This is a genomic window from Uliginosibacterium sp. 31-16 (assembly GCF_030730865.1).
Taxonomy (GTDB): domain Bacteria; phylum Pseudomonadota; class Gammaproteobacteria; order Burkholderiales; family Rhodocyclaceae; genus Uliginosibacterium.
Map to the genome: position 1 here is coordinate 561,099 of NZ_JAVALZ010000001.1, position 15,582 is coordinate 576,680.

At 63.2% G+C, this 15,582-nt stretch carries 12 protein-coding genes and 1 riboswitch; of the genes, 6 read left to right on the top strand and 6 right to left on the bottom strand.

Annotated elements, in window-relative coordinates:
- Positions 1–69: 69 nt before the first annotated feature.
- The 3 genes from Q9Q94_RS02635 (at position 70) to Q9Q94_RS02645 (ending at position 3,612) form a co-directional block, all read left to right on the top strand.
- On the top strand, positions 70–1,554 hold the full coding sequence (locus Q9Q94_RS02635) for an efflux transporter outer membrane subunit (RefSeq protein ID WP_305978465.1): 1,485 nt from the start codon (positions 70–72) through the stop codon (positions 1,552–1,554).
- 8 nt (positions 1,555–1,562) lie between these two features.
- Positions 1,563–2,681, top strand: coding sequence for an efflux RND transporter periplasmic adaptor subunit (locus Q9Q94_RS02640; RefSeq protein ID WP_305978466.1), 1,119 nt, complete (start codon positions 1,563–1,565; stop codon positions 2,679–2,681).
- Between the two features lie 82 nt (positions 2,682–2,763).
- Entirely contained in the window at positions 2,764–3,612 is an 849-nt protein-coding gene (locus Q9Q94_RS02645) for a DMT family transporter (RefSeq protein WP_305978467.1), read from the top strand.
- Position 3,613: 1 nt separating this feature from the next.
- On the opposite strand, the gene Q9Q94_RS02650 is transcribed toward Q9Q94_RS02645, so the two are convergent.
- From Q9Q94_RS02650 to Q9Q94_RS02665, 4 genes are all read right to left on the bottom strand, one after another.
- Positions 3,614–4,474 (bottom strand): EamA family transporter, encoded by an 861-nt coding sequence (locus tag Q9Q94_RS02650; RefSeq protein WP_305978468.1) that lies wholly within the window; start codon positions 4,472–4,474, stop codon positions 3,614–3,616.
- A gap of 207 nt (positions 4,475–4,681) precedes the next feature.
- Positions 4,682–4,981 carry a DUF3861 domain-containing protein gene (locus Q9Q94_RS02655; RefSeq protein ID WP_305978469.1) on the bottom strand — a complete coding sequence of 100 codons (300 nt, stop codon included), beginning with the start codon at positions 4,979–4,981 and terminating at the stop codon, positions 4,682–4,684.
- 68 nt (positions 4,982–5,049) lie between these two features.
- The gene (locus Q9Q94_RS02660; protein ID WP_305978470.1) at positions 5,050–6,048 is read right to left on the bottom strand and encodes an MBL fold metallo-hydrolase; all 999 of its coding nucleotides are present in this window, start codon (positions 6,046–6,048) and stop codon (positions 5,050–5,052) included.
- A 101-nt stretch (positions 6,049–6,149) separates the two neighbouring features.
- A complete protein-coding gene (locus Q9Q94_RS02665) occupies positions 6,150–6,971 on the bottom strand; it encodes a helix-turn-helix domain-containing protein (RefSeq protein WP_305978471.1) in 822 nt (273 codons plus the stop codon).
- A 74-nt stretch (positions 6,972–7,045) separates the two neighbouring features.
- Here Q9Q94_RS02665 and Q9Q94_RS02670 point away from each other — a divergent pair, with 74 nt between their 5' ends.
- On the top strand, positions 7,046–8,158 hold the full coding sequence (locus tag Q9Q94_RS02670; RefSeq protein WP_305978472.1) for a pectate lyase: 1,113 nt from the start codon (positions 7,046–7,048) through the stop codon (positions 8,156–8,158).
- Positions 8,159–8,388: 230 nt separating this feature from the next.
- On the opposite strand, the gene metH is transcribed toward Q9Q94_RS02670, so the two are convergent.
- Both metH and bamE read right to left on the bottom strand, forming a co-directional pair.
- Complete coding sequence (metH, locus tag Q9Q94_RS02675) at positions 8,389–12,078, bottom strand: methionine synthase (RefSeq protein WP_305978473.1); 3,690 nt, start codon at positions 12,076–12,078, stop codon at positions 8,389–8,391.
- Positions 12,079–12,168: 90 nt separating this feature from the next.
- A riboswitch (S-adenosyl-L-homocysteine riboswitch) is annotated at positions 12,169–12,257 on the bottom strand.
- 322 nt (positions 12,258–12,579) lie between these two features.
- Complete coding sequence (gene bamE / locus Q9Q94_RS02680; protein WP_305978474.1) at positions 12,580–13,062, bottom strand: outer membrane protein assembly factor BamE; 483 nt, start codon at positions 13,060–13,062, stop codon at positions 12,580–12,582.
- A gap of 235 nt (positions 13,063–13,297) precedes the next feature.
- Between bamE and Q9Q94_RS02685 the strand changes: the two genes are divergently transcribed.
- Together Q9Q94_RS02685 and Q9Q94_RS02690 are read left to right on the top strand one after the other, a co-directional pair.
- Positions 13,298–14,410 carry a branched-chain amino acid ABC transporter substrate-binding protein gene (locus Q9Q94_RS02685; RefSeq protein WP_305978475.1) on the top strand — a complete coding sequence of 371 codons (1,113 nt, stop codon included), beginning with the start codon at positions 13,298–13,300 and terminating at the stop codon, positions 14,408–14,410.
- A 139-nt stretch (positions 14,411–14,549) separates the two neighbouring features.
- A complete protein-coding gene (locus Q9Q94_RS02690) occupies positions 14,550–15,551 on the top strand; it encodes a branched-chain amino acid ABC transporter permease (protein ID WP_305978476.1) in 1,002 nt (333 codons plus the stop codon).
- Positions 15,552–15,582 lie beyond the last annotated feature (31 nt).

Consider the following 15,582-nt stretch of genomic DNA (forward strand, 5'->3'; position numbering starts at 1 on the left):
ATCCGCGCAGACCAACCAGCTTCTGTTCCCGGCGCCGCAGCCCAGCCACGCCAACCCAAAGGATCACGCATGTTCAGTCGTATCGCGCCCCGCAGCAGATCGGGCGCGCTGTGTTTCACCCTCCTGCTGTGCGGCTGCAAGGCCTTCGGCCCGGACTATAAAGCGCCGCAACTATCCACCCACGATGTGCCGGCACGCTGGACCTCGCCCATCGACGCGCCCGGCGCCGCCACGACGGCCAGCACGGCACCGGCGACACAGTGGTGGAGTGAGCTCGGTGACGCCACGCTCGACCGTCTGGTCGCCGAAGCCTTCAACAACAGCCCGACGCTGGAAGCAGCCCTGGCCCGCCTCAACGAATCGCGCGCGCTGCACAGCGAAGCCAGGAGCGCAGCCCTGCCGGGCGCGGACGCCGAAGCCGGCACGCGACGCTCCTCGTCGGATGACAGCGGCCCGGGCAACCAGCGCTGGCTGGGGCTGAATTCGTCTTGGGAACTGGATCTCTTCGGCGCCGTACGACGCGGCGAAGAAGGCGCGGCCGCCCGTGAGGAAGCCAAGCGCGCGACCCTGGCCGACGCCCGCGTCAGCCTCGCCGCCGACGTGGCCGACGCTTACCTGAGCTATCGCGCCTGCCAGTCCAACCTCGCACTGAGCGAGCAGGACGTTGCCTCGCGCGAGGCGACCCGCAAGCTCACCGCCGACAGCATCGAGGTCGGCTTCACCGCGCCCTATCAGGGCATCCGCAGCGCGGCGTCGGTGGCAGAAGCGCGCACCCGGCTGGCCGAGACGCGCGCGCAGTGCCAGCAACTCGAAAATCTGATCACGCGGCTGACCGGCATTCTCCGCCCGGCGCTGGCGCAGGTGCTGGCCGTGCGGCCAACCGGGCTGGACCGCCTGCCGGAGCCGAAGCGCTTCGACATCGCCGTGCCGACCCAGGCCGTCTTGCAGCGACCCGACGTGCGCTTCGCCGAACGCAGCCTGGCAGCCGCCTCGGCCGACATCGGTCTGGCGGTGGCCGACCGCTTCCCGCGTCTGGCCCTGGCCGGCTCGCTGGGCTACTCCACCAGCGGCAGCAACAGTGCGGGTTACCTGTCCTTCGGCTCATGGTCCTTCGGCCCGACCATCAGCCTGCCGGTCTTCGATGCCGGGCGCCGCGCCGCCGCCGTCAAGGCAGCCGAATCACGCTATGACGAAACGCTGGCGACCTACAAGGCCAAAGCCCGCGACGCGATCCAGGAAATCGAAAACGCCCTGACCCGCTACGCCGCTGCCAATGAACGAGCCGACAATGCCCGCGTCGCGGCCAGCCAGTACCAGCACTTCTTCGAAGCCGTTGAACAGCGCTACCGTGAAGGGGCCAGCAACCTGCTCGAACTCGAAGACGCCCGCCGCACCATGCTCGACGCCCGACAGACCCTGCTCGGCGTGCAGAAGGAGCGGCTGCAGGCCTGGATCACCCTGAACCGCGCCACCGGTGGCGCGGCGCAATACGCACCCGAGCCCACCCCGGGCACGCCCGCCAAACCTCCTGCAAGTCAGCCCGTCAGTTCATGAGCCCCGCCATGTCTCCCTGCATCCCGAAATCCATTCTTGCCCTCCTGGTCGCCACATGCAGCCTTGGCTCCGCCGGCGCCGCCGAACCGGTCGTCTCCGCCGCGCCCCTGCCGCCCGGCGTGGTGCTGATCAGCCCGCGCGTGGAAGTGTGGCCGGAGCGTATCGAGATGGAAGGCAATGTGATGCCTTGGCAGGAGGTGCGCGTCACCACCGATTCCGGCGGCTTGCGCCTGCTCAGCGTCGAAGTGGATGTTGGCGACATGGTGAAGAAAGGCCAGGTGCTGGCGGTGCTCGACACCGCCAGCGTCGAAGCAGAACTGGAAGGCATCAACGCCCAGCTGATGGAAGCGCAGGCCACCCTGACCCAGGCCGAGGCCACGCTCAGCCGCGCCAAGCGCCTGGCCGCCTCGGGCGGCGTCAGCCAGCAGGACCTGACTCAGTACGAGACACAGAAACAGACCGCCACCGCGCGCCTCGCCGTCGCCCAGGCGAAGGTCAAGGCCCAGCAGATCAAGCTCGCCTCGGCCCAACTCGTCGCCCCGGCGGATGGCCTGATCTCTGCCCGCGCGGCTGACGAGGGCGATCTGGTGCGCGCCGGCGCCGAACTGTTCCGCCTGATTCGCGGCGGCCGCCTGGAATGGCGTGCCGAGGTGAAGGGCGATACCTTGCTGAAGATCGAGCCGGGCCAGGAAGCGCTGATCGACAGCCCGCTCGGCGACGAGGTGAAGGGCCGCGTGCGGCGTGTCTCGCCGACGGTCGACATCAAGACCCACACCGGCGTCGTCTACATCGACCTGCCTGTCGACACCGCGTTCAAGGCCGGTCTACGCGTGGGCGGCACCCTCACCCTGAAGCGCCGCGCACTGGTGCTCCCGGCCACGGCGATCCGCCATGACACGGATGGCGACCGGGTGTTCACCCTGGGCAACGACGGCACGCTGCAGACGATCAAGGTGGAGCTGGGCCGCAACCAGGACGGCAAGTGCGAGATCACCGGCGGCCTGTCAGCCCGCACCCGCGTCGTCGCCAGCGATCTCGCCGGGCTCAGCGCCGGCGCACCGGCGCGCGAACAGCTGCCGGAACCCCGCAAGGCGGCGCAGGACGCCAGCGCACAGAGCAAATCTTGAGCATTCCGGAGAGGCGCGCCCGGCGGGCCTCTCCAGCCACCCTTGCCGCACAGGCCCGCCCTGTGCGCCTCTTCAAGCAGCCATGTCTCACTCCCGCGCCCCACTTCTCGCTGCCGGTGAAGTCGCCCTCGCTCAGGTTCTGGTGAACACCGGCGCAGCCTTCGCCAAGCAGCTTTTCAGCAGCGTCGGTGCTCCGGGCATGACTGCGCTGCGCGTCGGCCTCGGGGCACTGATCCTGCTCGCTCTGTGGCGGCCCTGGCGCATCCGCCGCACATGGAGCGAGCGCATGAATCTCGCCCTGTATGGCCTGTGCATGGGCGGGATGAATCTGCTGATCTACTTTGCCTTCGCCCGCATTCCGATCGGCCTCGCCGTCGCCATCGAGGTGACCGGCCCGCTGGTCGTGAGCCTCTGCGCCTCGCGCCGGCTGCCGGACTTCGCCTGGCTCGCCTGCGTGCTGGCCGGCCTCGCCATCCTGCTGCCGATCCGCCAGCATGCCGACGCCCTCGATCCGCTCGGCGTGGCCTGGGCGTTCGGCGCGGCAGTCTGCTGGGCCGCCTACATCGTGTTCGGCAAGCGCGTCGCCCACATCCCCAGCGGTGAAGCGGTCGCCTGCGGCATGCTGACCGCCGCGCTGTTCACCGTGCCACTGGGCATCGCCAGCGCCGGCAGCCAGCTACTTGCGCCAGCCACGCTGGCCAGCGGACTGCTGGTCGCCGTGCTGTCGAGTGCGGCGCCTTTTTCACTGGAGATGCGCGCACTGCGCCACCTGCCACACCGCGTGTTCGGCATCGTGGTCAGCGCCTCACCGGCCATCGCCGCTCTGGCCGGCGCCGTGCTGCTCGGCGAGCGGCTCACGACGCTACAGATGCTCGCCATCGCGATGATCGTCGCCGCCTCGGCTGGCGCGGCGATGACGGCACGCCGCTGAATCAGGCCCGTCCCAGCGCGATCAGGCCGATGGCGAGGATGGCCAGCGCAATCCCTGCGCGGTTCAGGCGCGACAGCGGCTCACGGAAGGCGAACACCCCCACCAGCGTACCCAGCACCACCACGCTGATGTTCATCGTCGCAAACACCACCGCCGGCTGGGCGGACAGCGCGCGATGCGCCTGCACGTAGAAAAGGATGTTGCCGAAATTGACTGCGCCCAGCAGCAGCCCGGCCAGCGCGCTGCGCAAGGTCAGCCGCCCCCGGCCCAGCGCGGCACGGATTCCCAGCCACAGCGCCATGCCGACGAAAGCAATGCCGAAACTCACCTGCAGGGAATCCGCAAACGGCGTACCGGCCGCGGCGATCTGCTTGAGCATCACATCAATCAGCGCGAAGCCCGCCCACACTGCAAGCAGCGCGGGCCAGACTGCGCCACCCGCCGCCCCGGCCACCTGCGGCCGCCACAGGATGCCCAGCACGGCGAGCAGCCCCAGCGCCAGCCCTGCCAGCTTCAGGGCACTGACGGTTTCACCGAAGAGCAGAAAAGCGGCCAGCAGCGAGAGCAGCAGCGACAGGCGCTGAGCAATATCTGTCAGCACGATACCGCCCCTGCGCACACTGACCGCCAGCACGAGAAACAGCGTCGGCAGCATCACGCCCAGCCCGAGCAGCGAAAGCTTCGGTGCATAAGGCTCGATCAGGCTGCCAAACTGCGGCTTGAACAGGAACCAGCACAACACCGAGGCGGCCAGATAATTCCAGCCAACGGCCTGCGCCACATCGATGTCATGACGGCGCGCCAGCTTGAGCAGCACGGAGACCAGCACGCTGCAACAGGCAGCCAGCAGAACATAAAGCATGAGGAGCCAATCCGGAGACACAAAGGCCGCCATTGTGCCGCAAAGACGCGGCTTCACCGCCTGCCCTGCCTCCTCGCTGAAAAGCCGCTTCCAGCCTTGATCTGCAAGGAGCCCCGCCGCAAACCAAGGCAGCGCGCGACGATCCACGGCATGCAGCTGAAGATGCACACCCGTAGCGGCTTGGCGGACAGCCTGCTGCAGAAGCACTCAATCCACAGCGGGGCCTTTTTTCAGCGTTTGCATGAATTGCCCGAAATGCTCTTTGAAACCTGCAAACAGCGGGTGTGCCTTGTTCTCCAGCATCACCTCGCTGAACAGCTTGAGGCCAATGGCCAGCGCAGCCGCCGTGTCGGCATCGAAATCGCCGCGCCCGCGCATGCGCTCGACAATGGCAAACAGGTCATCATGGTTGCCGGCCTCGAACTGCAAGGGCGCTGCGTAAGTGGAAGGCTCGCCCTTCGCGTCGGCCAGATGTTCAACGGTAATGCGATAGCGGTGTTGCTTCATCAGGAATGCTCTCCGGTTGTCGAGGCGAAAAAAGGGTGGCGCACCGGCCACCCTGCAGGGCGGATGCCTCAGCGATCCGTACGGATCGGCCCGAACTCCACCGGCACCCAGGCATAGCCTTGCGCATCCTTGCGGATGTGCCCCAGCCCCGGGAAGGGCAGATGTGCACCGGCAATTCCCCAGCCTGCTTTGGCGGCCTTCTGGAACAGCGCCTTGCGCGATGCGATCGCTGCCTTCTGATCGGTATCGAATTCGATCGACACTTCCGGATGGAGGAACTGCACCGAATGGCTATGCACGATGTCACCCCAGATCAGCAGGTTCTGCGCCTTCGAACTGAACAGGTAGGACGTGTGACCCGGCGTATGTCCATGCGTGGGCAGCACGCTCACACCTGCCAGCGGCGTATCACCGCCCTTGAAAGTACGGAAGCTTCCCGCCGCCTGATAGGGGGCCAGCGTGTCACGCGCCATCTTGAAGAAGGGCTGATTACCCTCCGGCGCAGCCGCCGCAATTTTCTCGCTGAGCCAGAAATCTGCGTCTTCCTGCGCGGCCCAGACCGTCGCCTTGGTGAAGGCCGGTTTGCCATCCGCACCCAGCAGGCCGCACAGATGATCAGGGTGCAGGTGGGTCAGCAACACCGTATCGACCGCGTCCGGGCTGTAACCGGCGGCGCGGATGTTATCGACCACCTTGCCCAGGGTGGGGCCAAAGCAGCTCGCCGCGCCCGCATCGATCAGCACGAGGTGCTCACCGGTATTCACCAGATAGGCATTGACGGCAGTCTGCACGCCCTTGATGTCGGCCAGGAACATGCGCGCCAGCAGGGTCTGCACCTGCGAAGCCTTGATGCCCTTGAGCAGCTTGGCGTCCAGATCGACATAACCGTCATACAGTGCGGTGACTTCCAGATCACCTGCGGCGTAACGGTAGTAACCGGGCACCTGGGTTTTCTGTGCCGCCGGTGCAGCCGCGCTGGCAACGTCAGTCAGACCGGCAACAGCCAGCAGCGCCGCGGCGACAAGCAGGGTCTTGCGTGAGCGCGTGAGGATTGAATACAGTGTCACGTGAATCTCCTTCGGGGATTGTCCGGAACGAAGGTGTCCGGTACAGGTGAAAGATACAGCCCGACCCTCACGCGAAACGCTCAGACTCGCTCGCGAATCGCTCAGGCATTACCGACACGCGAAGGCTCAACCCCGTAACGCGCGGTAAAGCGCTTGCTGAAGCTCGTCGCCGACGCATAGCCTACGCGTTGCGCGACCGCCTTGATCGGTAGACGCGTGGTATAGAACAAGTTCAGCGCATGCGCCAGACGCGCATCCACGATGATCTCGCGCAGGCTGGCGCCCTCGGCGGCCAGGTGTCGGCGCAGACTGGCGCCGCTCATGCCCAGCGCCGCCTCGATATCACTCGAACTCCACTCCCGCGCCGGGCTTTCCAGCACCATGCCGCGAATCCGCGAAGCCAGTGTCGGCGGGCTGACACTCAACAGGCTGTGATAACCCATCGCATGCAGGCGCATCACCACGCCCTGCATCGCATGGCAGGCCATCGCGATTTCGCCAGCACGCAAGGCGTCACACCACGCCAGCAGCGGCTCGCACAGATCTCCGATGGGCACCGAGGCAATCTGCCCCGGCTCGCCTTTCGGCCGCTCCCGCATCAGGTGCCGCGCGGCTTCCAATACCGCCTTGTCGAGCCCGATACCGATTGCCACATACTCCCCGGTCTGCGCATCCGGAATGTTCTCCACATCCACCGAACGCGGCCCGGTTGCCAGGAAGATCTCGCCCGGCTCCACCGAAATCCAGCGGTCTCCGTCAAGCACCCGCTTGCGCCCCTGCAAAGGTAGCGCGATCACCGGCTCGGTGACCTCGAAAGCCTTGATGGTGTGCGCATGCACCGCCCGCAAGGACAGGCATGGCAGGGGATCGTGCTGCCGGATGAGATCCAGCAAACGGCTCAGCAACTGATTCTGACGGGTCATGGCAGCAGTCAATCCAGCGCTCCGGGAGATGGCAAGGCATTCGGCAGCCGCGCTGCCAATGCAGCAACGATGCCATGTCATCGCTCTCGGGGCAACGAGGGTCCGCCATCCAGCCGTTACTGTTGATCCAACAAAATCCGCTCAATAAGCACAAAGTGATAGCTCCTTCTCAACAGAAAAAGATGTCACTTTTTGATTCGGATGTTGACCCGATTCACTACTCAGGGAAAACTGATCGCGAACAAAACGGGCGAGCCTTTATTAAAACGCCCATTTTGTTCGAAACGACAATTATCTATAAATTTGAAGCTGGAGTAGACAAAATGAATGGTTTTTCAAAAGCGGCACTGCTGTGTGCAATGCTTCTGGGCACAGGTATGGCACAGGCCGCCAATTCCCGCTGCGTGGCTGGTGCAACCTTTACAAATGAAACCGTGGATTGCGGTGGGCAGTACATCAGTGGCGGCTGGTGCAACGGCGACGATGACAATCAGGCGCCGATCATCAAGCTCTACAACGCCAAGATCATCAATGCCAAGTTTGCACAGGGTAAAGCGGGCAAGGGCATCCAGTGCTGGTCAGGCACCTGCTCCGTCGAAAACGTGACGTTTGATGAAGTCTGTGAAGACGCGATCAGCACCCGTGCAGACGGTGTCACGCTCAACATCAAGGGCAGCACCTTCAAGAACACCATGAGCACTGATCTGGCTTATGGCAAGAAGCCGGATAAATTCATCCAGGTGAATCAGAAGAACGTCAAAGTCAGTATTTCGAACTCGCATTTCTACATCGTGCCCGCCACGTCCTCCACTCCAAAGCCGCTTACCGGCAAGGCTGGCAAGATCGTCCGCACCTGCGGTAACTGCTCCGGCAACATCGGCCCACGCACGATTACGATGAGCAATGTCTACGCGCATGGCCCGTTCAGCTCGATTGCCGGGGTGAACTCCAAGTATCGTTACAACTCGACCATCGACACAGTGACGATCAGCGGCCTGCAAGTAGAAGGCTACAAGGCACCGGCAAGCGGCAAGGTCGAATCAACCCCTCCGATCTGCGAAGAGTTTGAAGGAATTGACAAGGCGAAAGACGGCAGCGGAGTGGATTCGCCAAAGATCGGTCAGGCTTGGAAAGACAAGAGCAAGAGCTGCCTGGTCACCCCTGCAGACGTCACCGCATTGAAGTAAACGTACCAATCTGATCGGAACGACAAGCCCCTCACCGGGAAATTCGGGAGGGGCTTGTGTCGTTAACAGCTTCATCGCGTTGATGAGGACAGTCAGCCTTGCGAAGACCAGCAGGGCATTAGCCCCCCAGTTTCACGAGGGAAAACGACTGCGCAGTCTGGAAGTCTTGAGGCTGCGCAGCCGGTGATGGATCCGAAGAAGTTCCGCCCGAAGCCAACCCGACACGTGGCCTACAAGACAGGTGCCAGCCAGCGCTTCGCCTCGGCCTCCGAGAACCCCGCCCGCAGCGCCCAGTCCTTCAACTGGTCTTCGCCGATCTTGCTCACCGCGAAGTACTGCACATCCGGGTGGGCAAGGTAGAAACCGCTGATGGCCGCAGCCGGGTACATGGCAAAGGTTTCGGTGAGTTCCAGACCAATGGCTTCCTGCGGGTTGAGCAGCCTGAAGATTTCGCCCTTGGCGGTGTGGTCCGGGCAGGCCGGGTAGCCGGGCGCCGGGCGCACGCCGCGGTACTGCTCTTTGATCAGGGCTGCGACATCCAGCTTTTCGTCGGCAGCATACGCCCAGTAATCAGTACGCACACGCTGGTGCAGCCATTCGGCAGCTGCTTCGGCGAAGCGGTCAGCGATCGCCTTGAGCATGATGGCGTGATAGTCGTCGTGCACCGCTTCGTATTCGGCAATCTTCTTCTCCAGGCCGCGCCCGGCACTGACGGCGAAGGCGCCGATGTAATCCGGCACGCCGGAGTCGGCATCGGCAATGAAATCGCTGAGACAGTAGTTCGGCTTACCGGCCGGGCGCTCGTGTTGCTGGCGCAGGCCGTGCCACTGGGCGATCACCTCGGAGCGGGACTCGTCCTTGTAGATCAGCACACTGTCGTTCTGCGCGGCCGCCGGATAGAGGCCGAACACGGCATGCACCTCGATCCACTGCTGGGCAATGGCCTGCTTGAGCATTTTCTGCGCGTCGTTGAACACATTGGTCGCGGTCTCGCCCACCACCTTGTCACTGAGGATGGCCGGGTAGGCCCCCGCCAGATCCCAGGTCTGGAAGAAGGGACCCCAGTCGATGTATTGCTCCAGCGTGGCCAGATCGATGTTGCGCAGACGCTGGATGCCGGTCCGGGAAGGCTTGGCCGGCACATAGCTGGCGTCAGCATTCCACTTGAAGCGATTGGCACGCGCGGCCTCCAGCGACACCATCTTCACGCCAGTCTTGGCCGCATGTTGCTGGCGCAGTTTTTCGTAGTCTGCCGCAATTTCAGCCGCGTAACTTTCGCGCTGCCCTTCGGAGAGCAGGCTGGTCACCACGCCGACGGCACGCGAGGCGTCCGGCACGTAAACCACCGGATGTTCATAGTGCGGGGCGATCTTGATCGCGGTATGTGCGCGGCTGGTCGTGGCGCCACCGATCATCAGCGGCACCGTGAAGCCCTGACGCTGCATTTCAGCGGCAACGAAGCTCATCTCTTCGAGCGAAGGGGTGATCAGGCCGGACAGGCCGATGGCCTGCGCACCGTGCTCCTTCGCGGCGGCGAGAATCTTTTCGCAGGGCACCATCACGCCGAGGTCGATGACGTCGTAGCCGTTGCAGCCAAGCACCACGCCAACGATATTCTTGCCGATGTCATGCACATCGCCTTTTACCGTAGCCATGATGATCTTGCCTTTGGCGGCAGCGCCGGTGCGCTTCTTCTCTTCCTCGATGTACGGAATCAGATGCGCAACGGCCTGCTTCATGACCCGGGCGGATTTCACTACCTGCGGCAGGAACATCTTGCCCGCACCGAAAAGATCGCCCACCACGCCCATGCCGTTCATGAGCGGACCTTCGATCACGGCCAACGGAGGCTTGCCCTCGCTGAACAGTTTGGCACGCACTTCTTCGGTATCTTCGACTACGAACTGGGTGATGCCCTTGACCAGCGCGTGCGACAGGCGCTCCTCGACCGGCCACTCGCGCCAGGCAAGATCCTGCACGTTTTCCTTGGCCTGCCCCTTCACCGTGGTGGCGATCTCAATCAGAGCCTCGCCGGCATTCGGGTGACGGTTGAGCACCACGTCCTCGACCTTTTCACGCAGCGCCGGTTCGAGATCGTCATACACGCCGAGCTGGCCGGCGTTGACGATGCCCATGCTGAGACCGGCCTTGATGGCGTGGTACAGGAACACGGTATGGATCGCTTCGCGCACCGGATCATTGCCGCGGAAGGAAAAACTCACGTTCGACACGCCACCGCTGGTCTTGGCGTGCGGCAGGTTCTGGTGAATCCAGCGCACGGCCTCGATGAAGTCGACGGCATAGTTGTTGTGCTCTTCGATGCCGGTGGCGATGGCGAAGATGTTCGCGTCGAAGATGATGTCTTCGGGCGGGAAGCCGATTGTCATCAGCAGATCGTAGGCACGCTGGCAGATCTCGATCTTGCGCTGGTAGGTATCCGCCTGACCCTGCTCGTCAAAAGCCATCACCACGGCGGCTGCGCCATACTGCATGCACAGCTTGGCGTGATGCAGGAACGCAGCTTCGCCTTCCTTCATCGAGATGGAATTGACGATGCCCTTGCCCTGGATACATTTCAGGCCGGCTTCGATGATCTCCCACTTGGAGGAATCGATCATGATCGGCACACGCGAGATATCCGGTTCGGAAGCGATGAGCTTGAGGAAACGCTCCATCGCCGCCTTCGAATCCAGCATGGCTTCGTCCATGTTGATGTCGATGACTTGAGCGCCGTTTTCCACCTGCTGACGGGCCACCGCCAGCGCGTCGTCGAAACGGCCTTCGATGATCATCCTGGCAAAGGCGCGCGAGCCGGTGACGTTGTTGCGCTCGCCAACGTTCACGAACAGGCTGTCGCGGCCGATGGTGAAGGGTTCAAGCCCGGACAGTCGCTGGCGCACCTCGATCTCTGGAATGACACGCGGTTTGATGCTCGCCACCGTTTCAGCCACTGCGCGGATGTGCGCCGGAGTAGTGCCGCAGCAGCCACCGACAATGTTGAGCAAGCCGCTCTGGGCCCATTCGCGGATGTCGGCAGAAAGCTGTTCGGGTGTTTCGTCGTACCCGGTCGCTGCCAGCGGGTTGGGCAAGCCCGCGTTCGGATGCGCTGAAACGAAAGTGTTGCAGACCCCCGAGATCTCGGCGATGTATTGACGCAGCTCTTTGGCGCCCAGGGCGCAGTTGAGACCGAAGGAGATCGGCCGGGCATGCGCCAGCGAATTCCAGAAGGCAGTAGCAGTCTGACCGGACAGGGTACGCCCCGAGGCGTCGGTAATGGTGCCGGAGATCATCACCGGCAGCGTTCGACCGAGATCGGCAAACAGCTTCTGCACGGCAAAGACAGCTACCTTGGCATTGAGCGTATCGAAAACGGTTTCGATCAGCAGGATGTCCGCGCCACCTTCCATCAGGCCCTTGGCGGACTGGTAATAATCTTCGGCCAGCGCGTCGAAGCTGATATTGCGGAAACCGGGGTCGTTCACGTCCGGCGAGATCGACAGCGTGCGCGAGGTCGGGCCCAGCACGCCGGCGCAGTAGCGGGGCTTGGCGGGGTTTCTGGCAGTGAATTCGTCACACAGTTCGCGCACCAGACGCGCACCTTCCACGTTCAGCTCGTAGGCAACATCCTCCAGCCCGTACTCCGCCTGTGACACGCGCGTGGCATTGAATGTGCAGGTCTCGATGATGTCGGCACCGGCTTCGAGGTAGTCGCGGTGAATGGCCCTGATCACCTCGGGCCGGGTCAGCACCAGCAGATCGTTGTTGCCCTTGATGTCGCGGTTGAAATCCGCGAAGCGCGTCCCCCGATAGTCCGCCTCGCCAAGCTTGTACTGCTGGATCATGGTGCCCATGCCGCCATCCAGAACGAGGATGCGCTGAGCGAGAAGGGCTTTGAGTTCGGCGGTGCGATCGACTTGCATGGGAGGTCTCCGGGGCGTTGCAATCAACGCTTCGGCAGACTTGGGGGCGGGGAGTTTCTGGCTCACCGGCGTTCCGCACGATATCTGCTGAAGCGGTGAGCGCCGTTGAATCTGGCCTGAGCAAACCCAGGTTCCGAGCCTGGGGTCGTGGGAATGACCTCGCAGCGCTCCTCGGAAGCCGTGATTATAGCGATTTATCCCGGCCAGGCCAGTCTGGCCGGCAGACTAGGGCGTGTTCATAGTAGGCGAGGGGTTGCGCGTGCACGAAATGGCGGCGTGGCAAGGCACAGTGACGAAGACAGGGTGGCCCCCTGACGAGGAGCTGTAACGCGGCCAGGGCGTCATTTCCTGCGCGCCCTCCGGGTTGAGGCATGGAGCCCGCGCTACGGCGTTACGCTTCTTGTACGGGGGAACCACCCCGTACTGCGGCGCGTGCCTTGTCCCGCAAGCTCCATGCCTCAACGCAATCCCCTCGCCTACTGTGAACACGCCCTAGACAGATCAGGAATGCCTGCGCAGCAGGATCCGGCTGCGCCCGACCCCCAGAACAGTGCCCCCCGCACCAAACTGGACATCCAGCTGGCGCACGGGAGGGTGCACGGCATCCAGCGGCCAATGCCAGGTTTCCACACCCTCGGCATCCAGCGCCGCATCCACATACGCTGGACGTCCCAGCAACTGGCGCACCTGATCACGGGTCATACCACCCCGCAAAGCCGCCACGCTTTCCTCTGTCAGAACCTGGCGCAGACTGATCAGCACACCGTCCGGGCCGATCCGGGCCATGAAGTTCTCATAGCCTGGCGGCACCCGGGCGAATTCCATCAGCAATGCGCCGTTATCACCCGCCCAGACCATGCTGGGCTGCCCCATCTGCGCCAGCACTTGCGGCAGCGCGCTCTTGCCCGGTTCAAGCACCCCGGACGATGGAGCGCAGGCACCGAGCACCCCGGAGAGCAGCAGGACAAAACAACAGCGTTTCATGATGAAGGAGGCCGGGAAGATGCGATGCAGCGTGCCTGAGCGTACGGGAGGAGTACATTGCGGTTATCCCGCCCTGCTCTGGCTCGGATTTTGCATTACTTTGCCATCTCCCACGGTGGCCATACGCCACCGTAGACCAGGTGGAGATTTCCGTAACATCCGCCTTCAGGAGTAGCCCGACCGGCGCGCGCAACGCACCGGATTTCATCTATCGCATCTTGCGGAGACATATCCAATGAAGAAGACTTTGATTGCTGTAGCAGTGCTGGGGCTGATGGCTGGAACTGTCCAAGCCCAGGAAGTCGTCGTGAAGATTGGTCACGTAGGCCCCCTGACAGGCAACATCGCTCACCTTGGCAAGGATAACGAAAACGGCGCACGCTTGGCTGTTGAGGAATACAACGCCAAAGGCGTCAGCATCGGTGGCAAGAAGGTAAAGTTCGAGCTGATCGGCGAAGATGATGCCGCCGATCCGAAAACCGGCAACATCGTGGCTCAGCGCATCGTCGATGCCGGGGTAAAGGGCGTGGTCGGCCACCTGAATTCGGGCACCACCATCCCGGCTTCACGCATTTATAACAGCGCCGGCATTCCGATGATTTCTCCCTCGTCGACCAATGTGACGCTGACCCAACAGGGCTTCCCCTACATCTTCCGCACCATGGCCAACGACGCGCAGCAAGGCAGCGTGATTGGCAAATACGCAGCCACCAAGCTGGGCAAGAAGGTCGCGATCATCGATGACCGCACCGCCTATGGCCAGGGGCTGGCTGACGAAGTCGAAAAGGGTGTGAAGGCCAATGGCGGCACAGTCAGTTCGCGCGAATTCACCAACAATCAGGCCACTGATTTTTCGGCCATCCTCACCAAGATCAAGGCACAGAACCCGGACGTGATCGTGTACACCGGCATGGACGCCCAAGGCGGCCCGATGCTCAAGCAGATCAAGCAACTGGGCATCAAGACCAGGTTCGTGACCGGTGACGGCGGCTGCACGCCGGAATTCATCAAGCTGGCGGGAGACTCGATCAGCGATGCGGCGTACTGCACCCAGGCGGGCCTGCCGCTGGACCAGATAGCGGACAAGGGCTTCAAGGATCGTTTCAAGAAACGCTTTGGCGCCGACGTGCAGATCTACGCACCGTATGCCTACGATGCCGCCGCTGCGCTCATCGAAGGCATGAAGGCCGCCAACTCGTCGGATCCCGCCAAATACCTGCCGGCACTGAAGAAGGTGCAGTTCAAGGGCGTCACGGGCGAAGTGGCCTTTGACGACAAGGGTGACACGAAGTTTGGCGCCATCACCATGTACCAGTTCAAGGCAGGCAACTGGGTCGCCCTGAAGTAAGGCCCGGGCAGCACAGAACGGGGCGCGCCTGAACCTGCGCCCCGTTTTTTGTGCAGTGCACTCTTGATCCAGGTTGTTGACCGCCTTGTTCGCCCCCCGGACAATCCGCCACCTTAACGCTTTCGTACCCCCGCAAACCATGGAAACCTTGCTCCAACAGATCGTCAATGGCCTCGTCGTCGGCAGCGTGTATGCGCTGGTCGCGCTGGGCTACACCATGGTCTACGGCATCCTCGGCCTGATCAACTTCGCCCACGGCGACGTGCTGATGGTCGGCGCCCTGGTGGCGCTGCAGGTCATTGTCTTCGTCCAGAAAACCTGGCCGGCACTGGGCACCATCCCCACGCTGCTGATCGGGCTCAGTGCTGCCATGATCGTGTGCATGGCCCTGGGCTACATCATCGAGCGGACCGCCTACCGGCGCCTGCGCAATGCTCCCCGGCTGGCTCCGCTCATCACCGCGATTGGCGTCTCCTTCCTGTTGCAGACCCTGGCCATGATCATCTGGGGCCGCAACTACCACAGCTTCCCGCAACTGATCTCCACGGCGCCACTGCAGCCGGTGGATGGCGTATTCATCACCCCGGTGCAGATCATCATCCTGATCAGCTCGGCCCTGCTGATGGTGGCGCTGATCCTGCTGGTCAACAAGACCCGGCTGGGGCGAGCCATGCGCGCCACGGCCGAGAATCACCGGGTTGCCAGCCTGATGGGCGTGGATACCAACAAGATCATCGCCATCACCTTCATCATCGGTTCTGGGCTGGCGGCCATTGCTGGCGTGATGTTCTCCTCGAACTACGGGGTGGCGCACTACGCGATGGGCTTCACCCCGGGCATCAAGGCCTTTACCGCGGCAGTACTGGGCGGGATCGGCAATCTGGGTGGAGCCATGGTCGGCGGCATCGTGCTCGGGCTGGTGGAATCCATCGGCGCAGGCTATCTGGGCTCGGCCACCGATCTGTGCCACCTGCCGCTGTGGGCCCAATCGGCCTCACTGCAGGCGACCTGCGCCAACGGGGGTAGTTTTGAGCTGCTCTCCAGCAATTATCAGGACATTTTCGCCTTTGTCATTCTCGGCATTGTGCTGATTTTCCGCCCCACCGGCCTGCTCGGCGAGCGGGTTTCCGACCGTGCATGACGCGGTTGGCCGAGACGAATTTTTCCGGAAG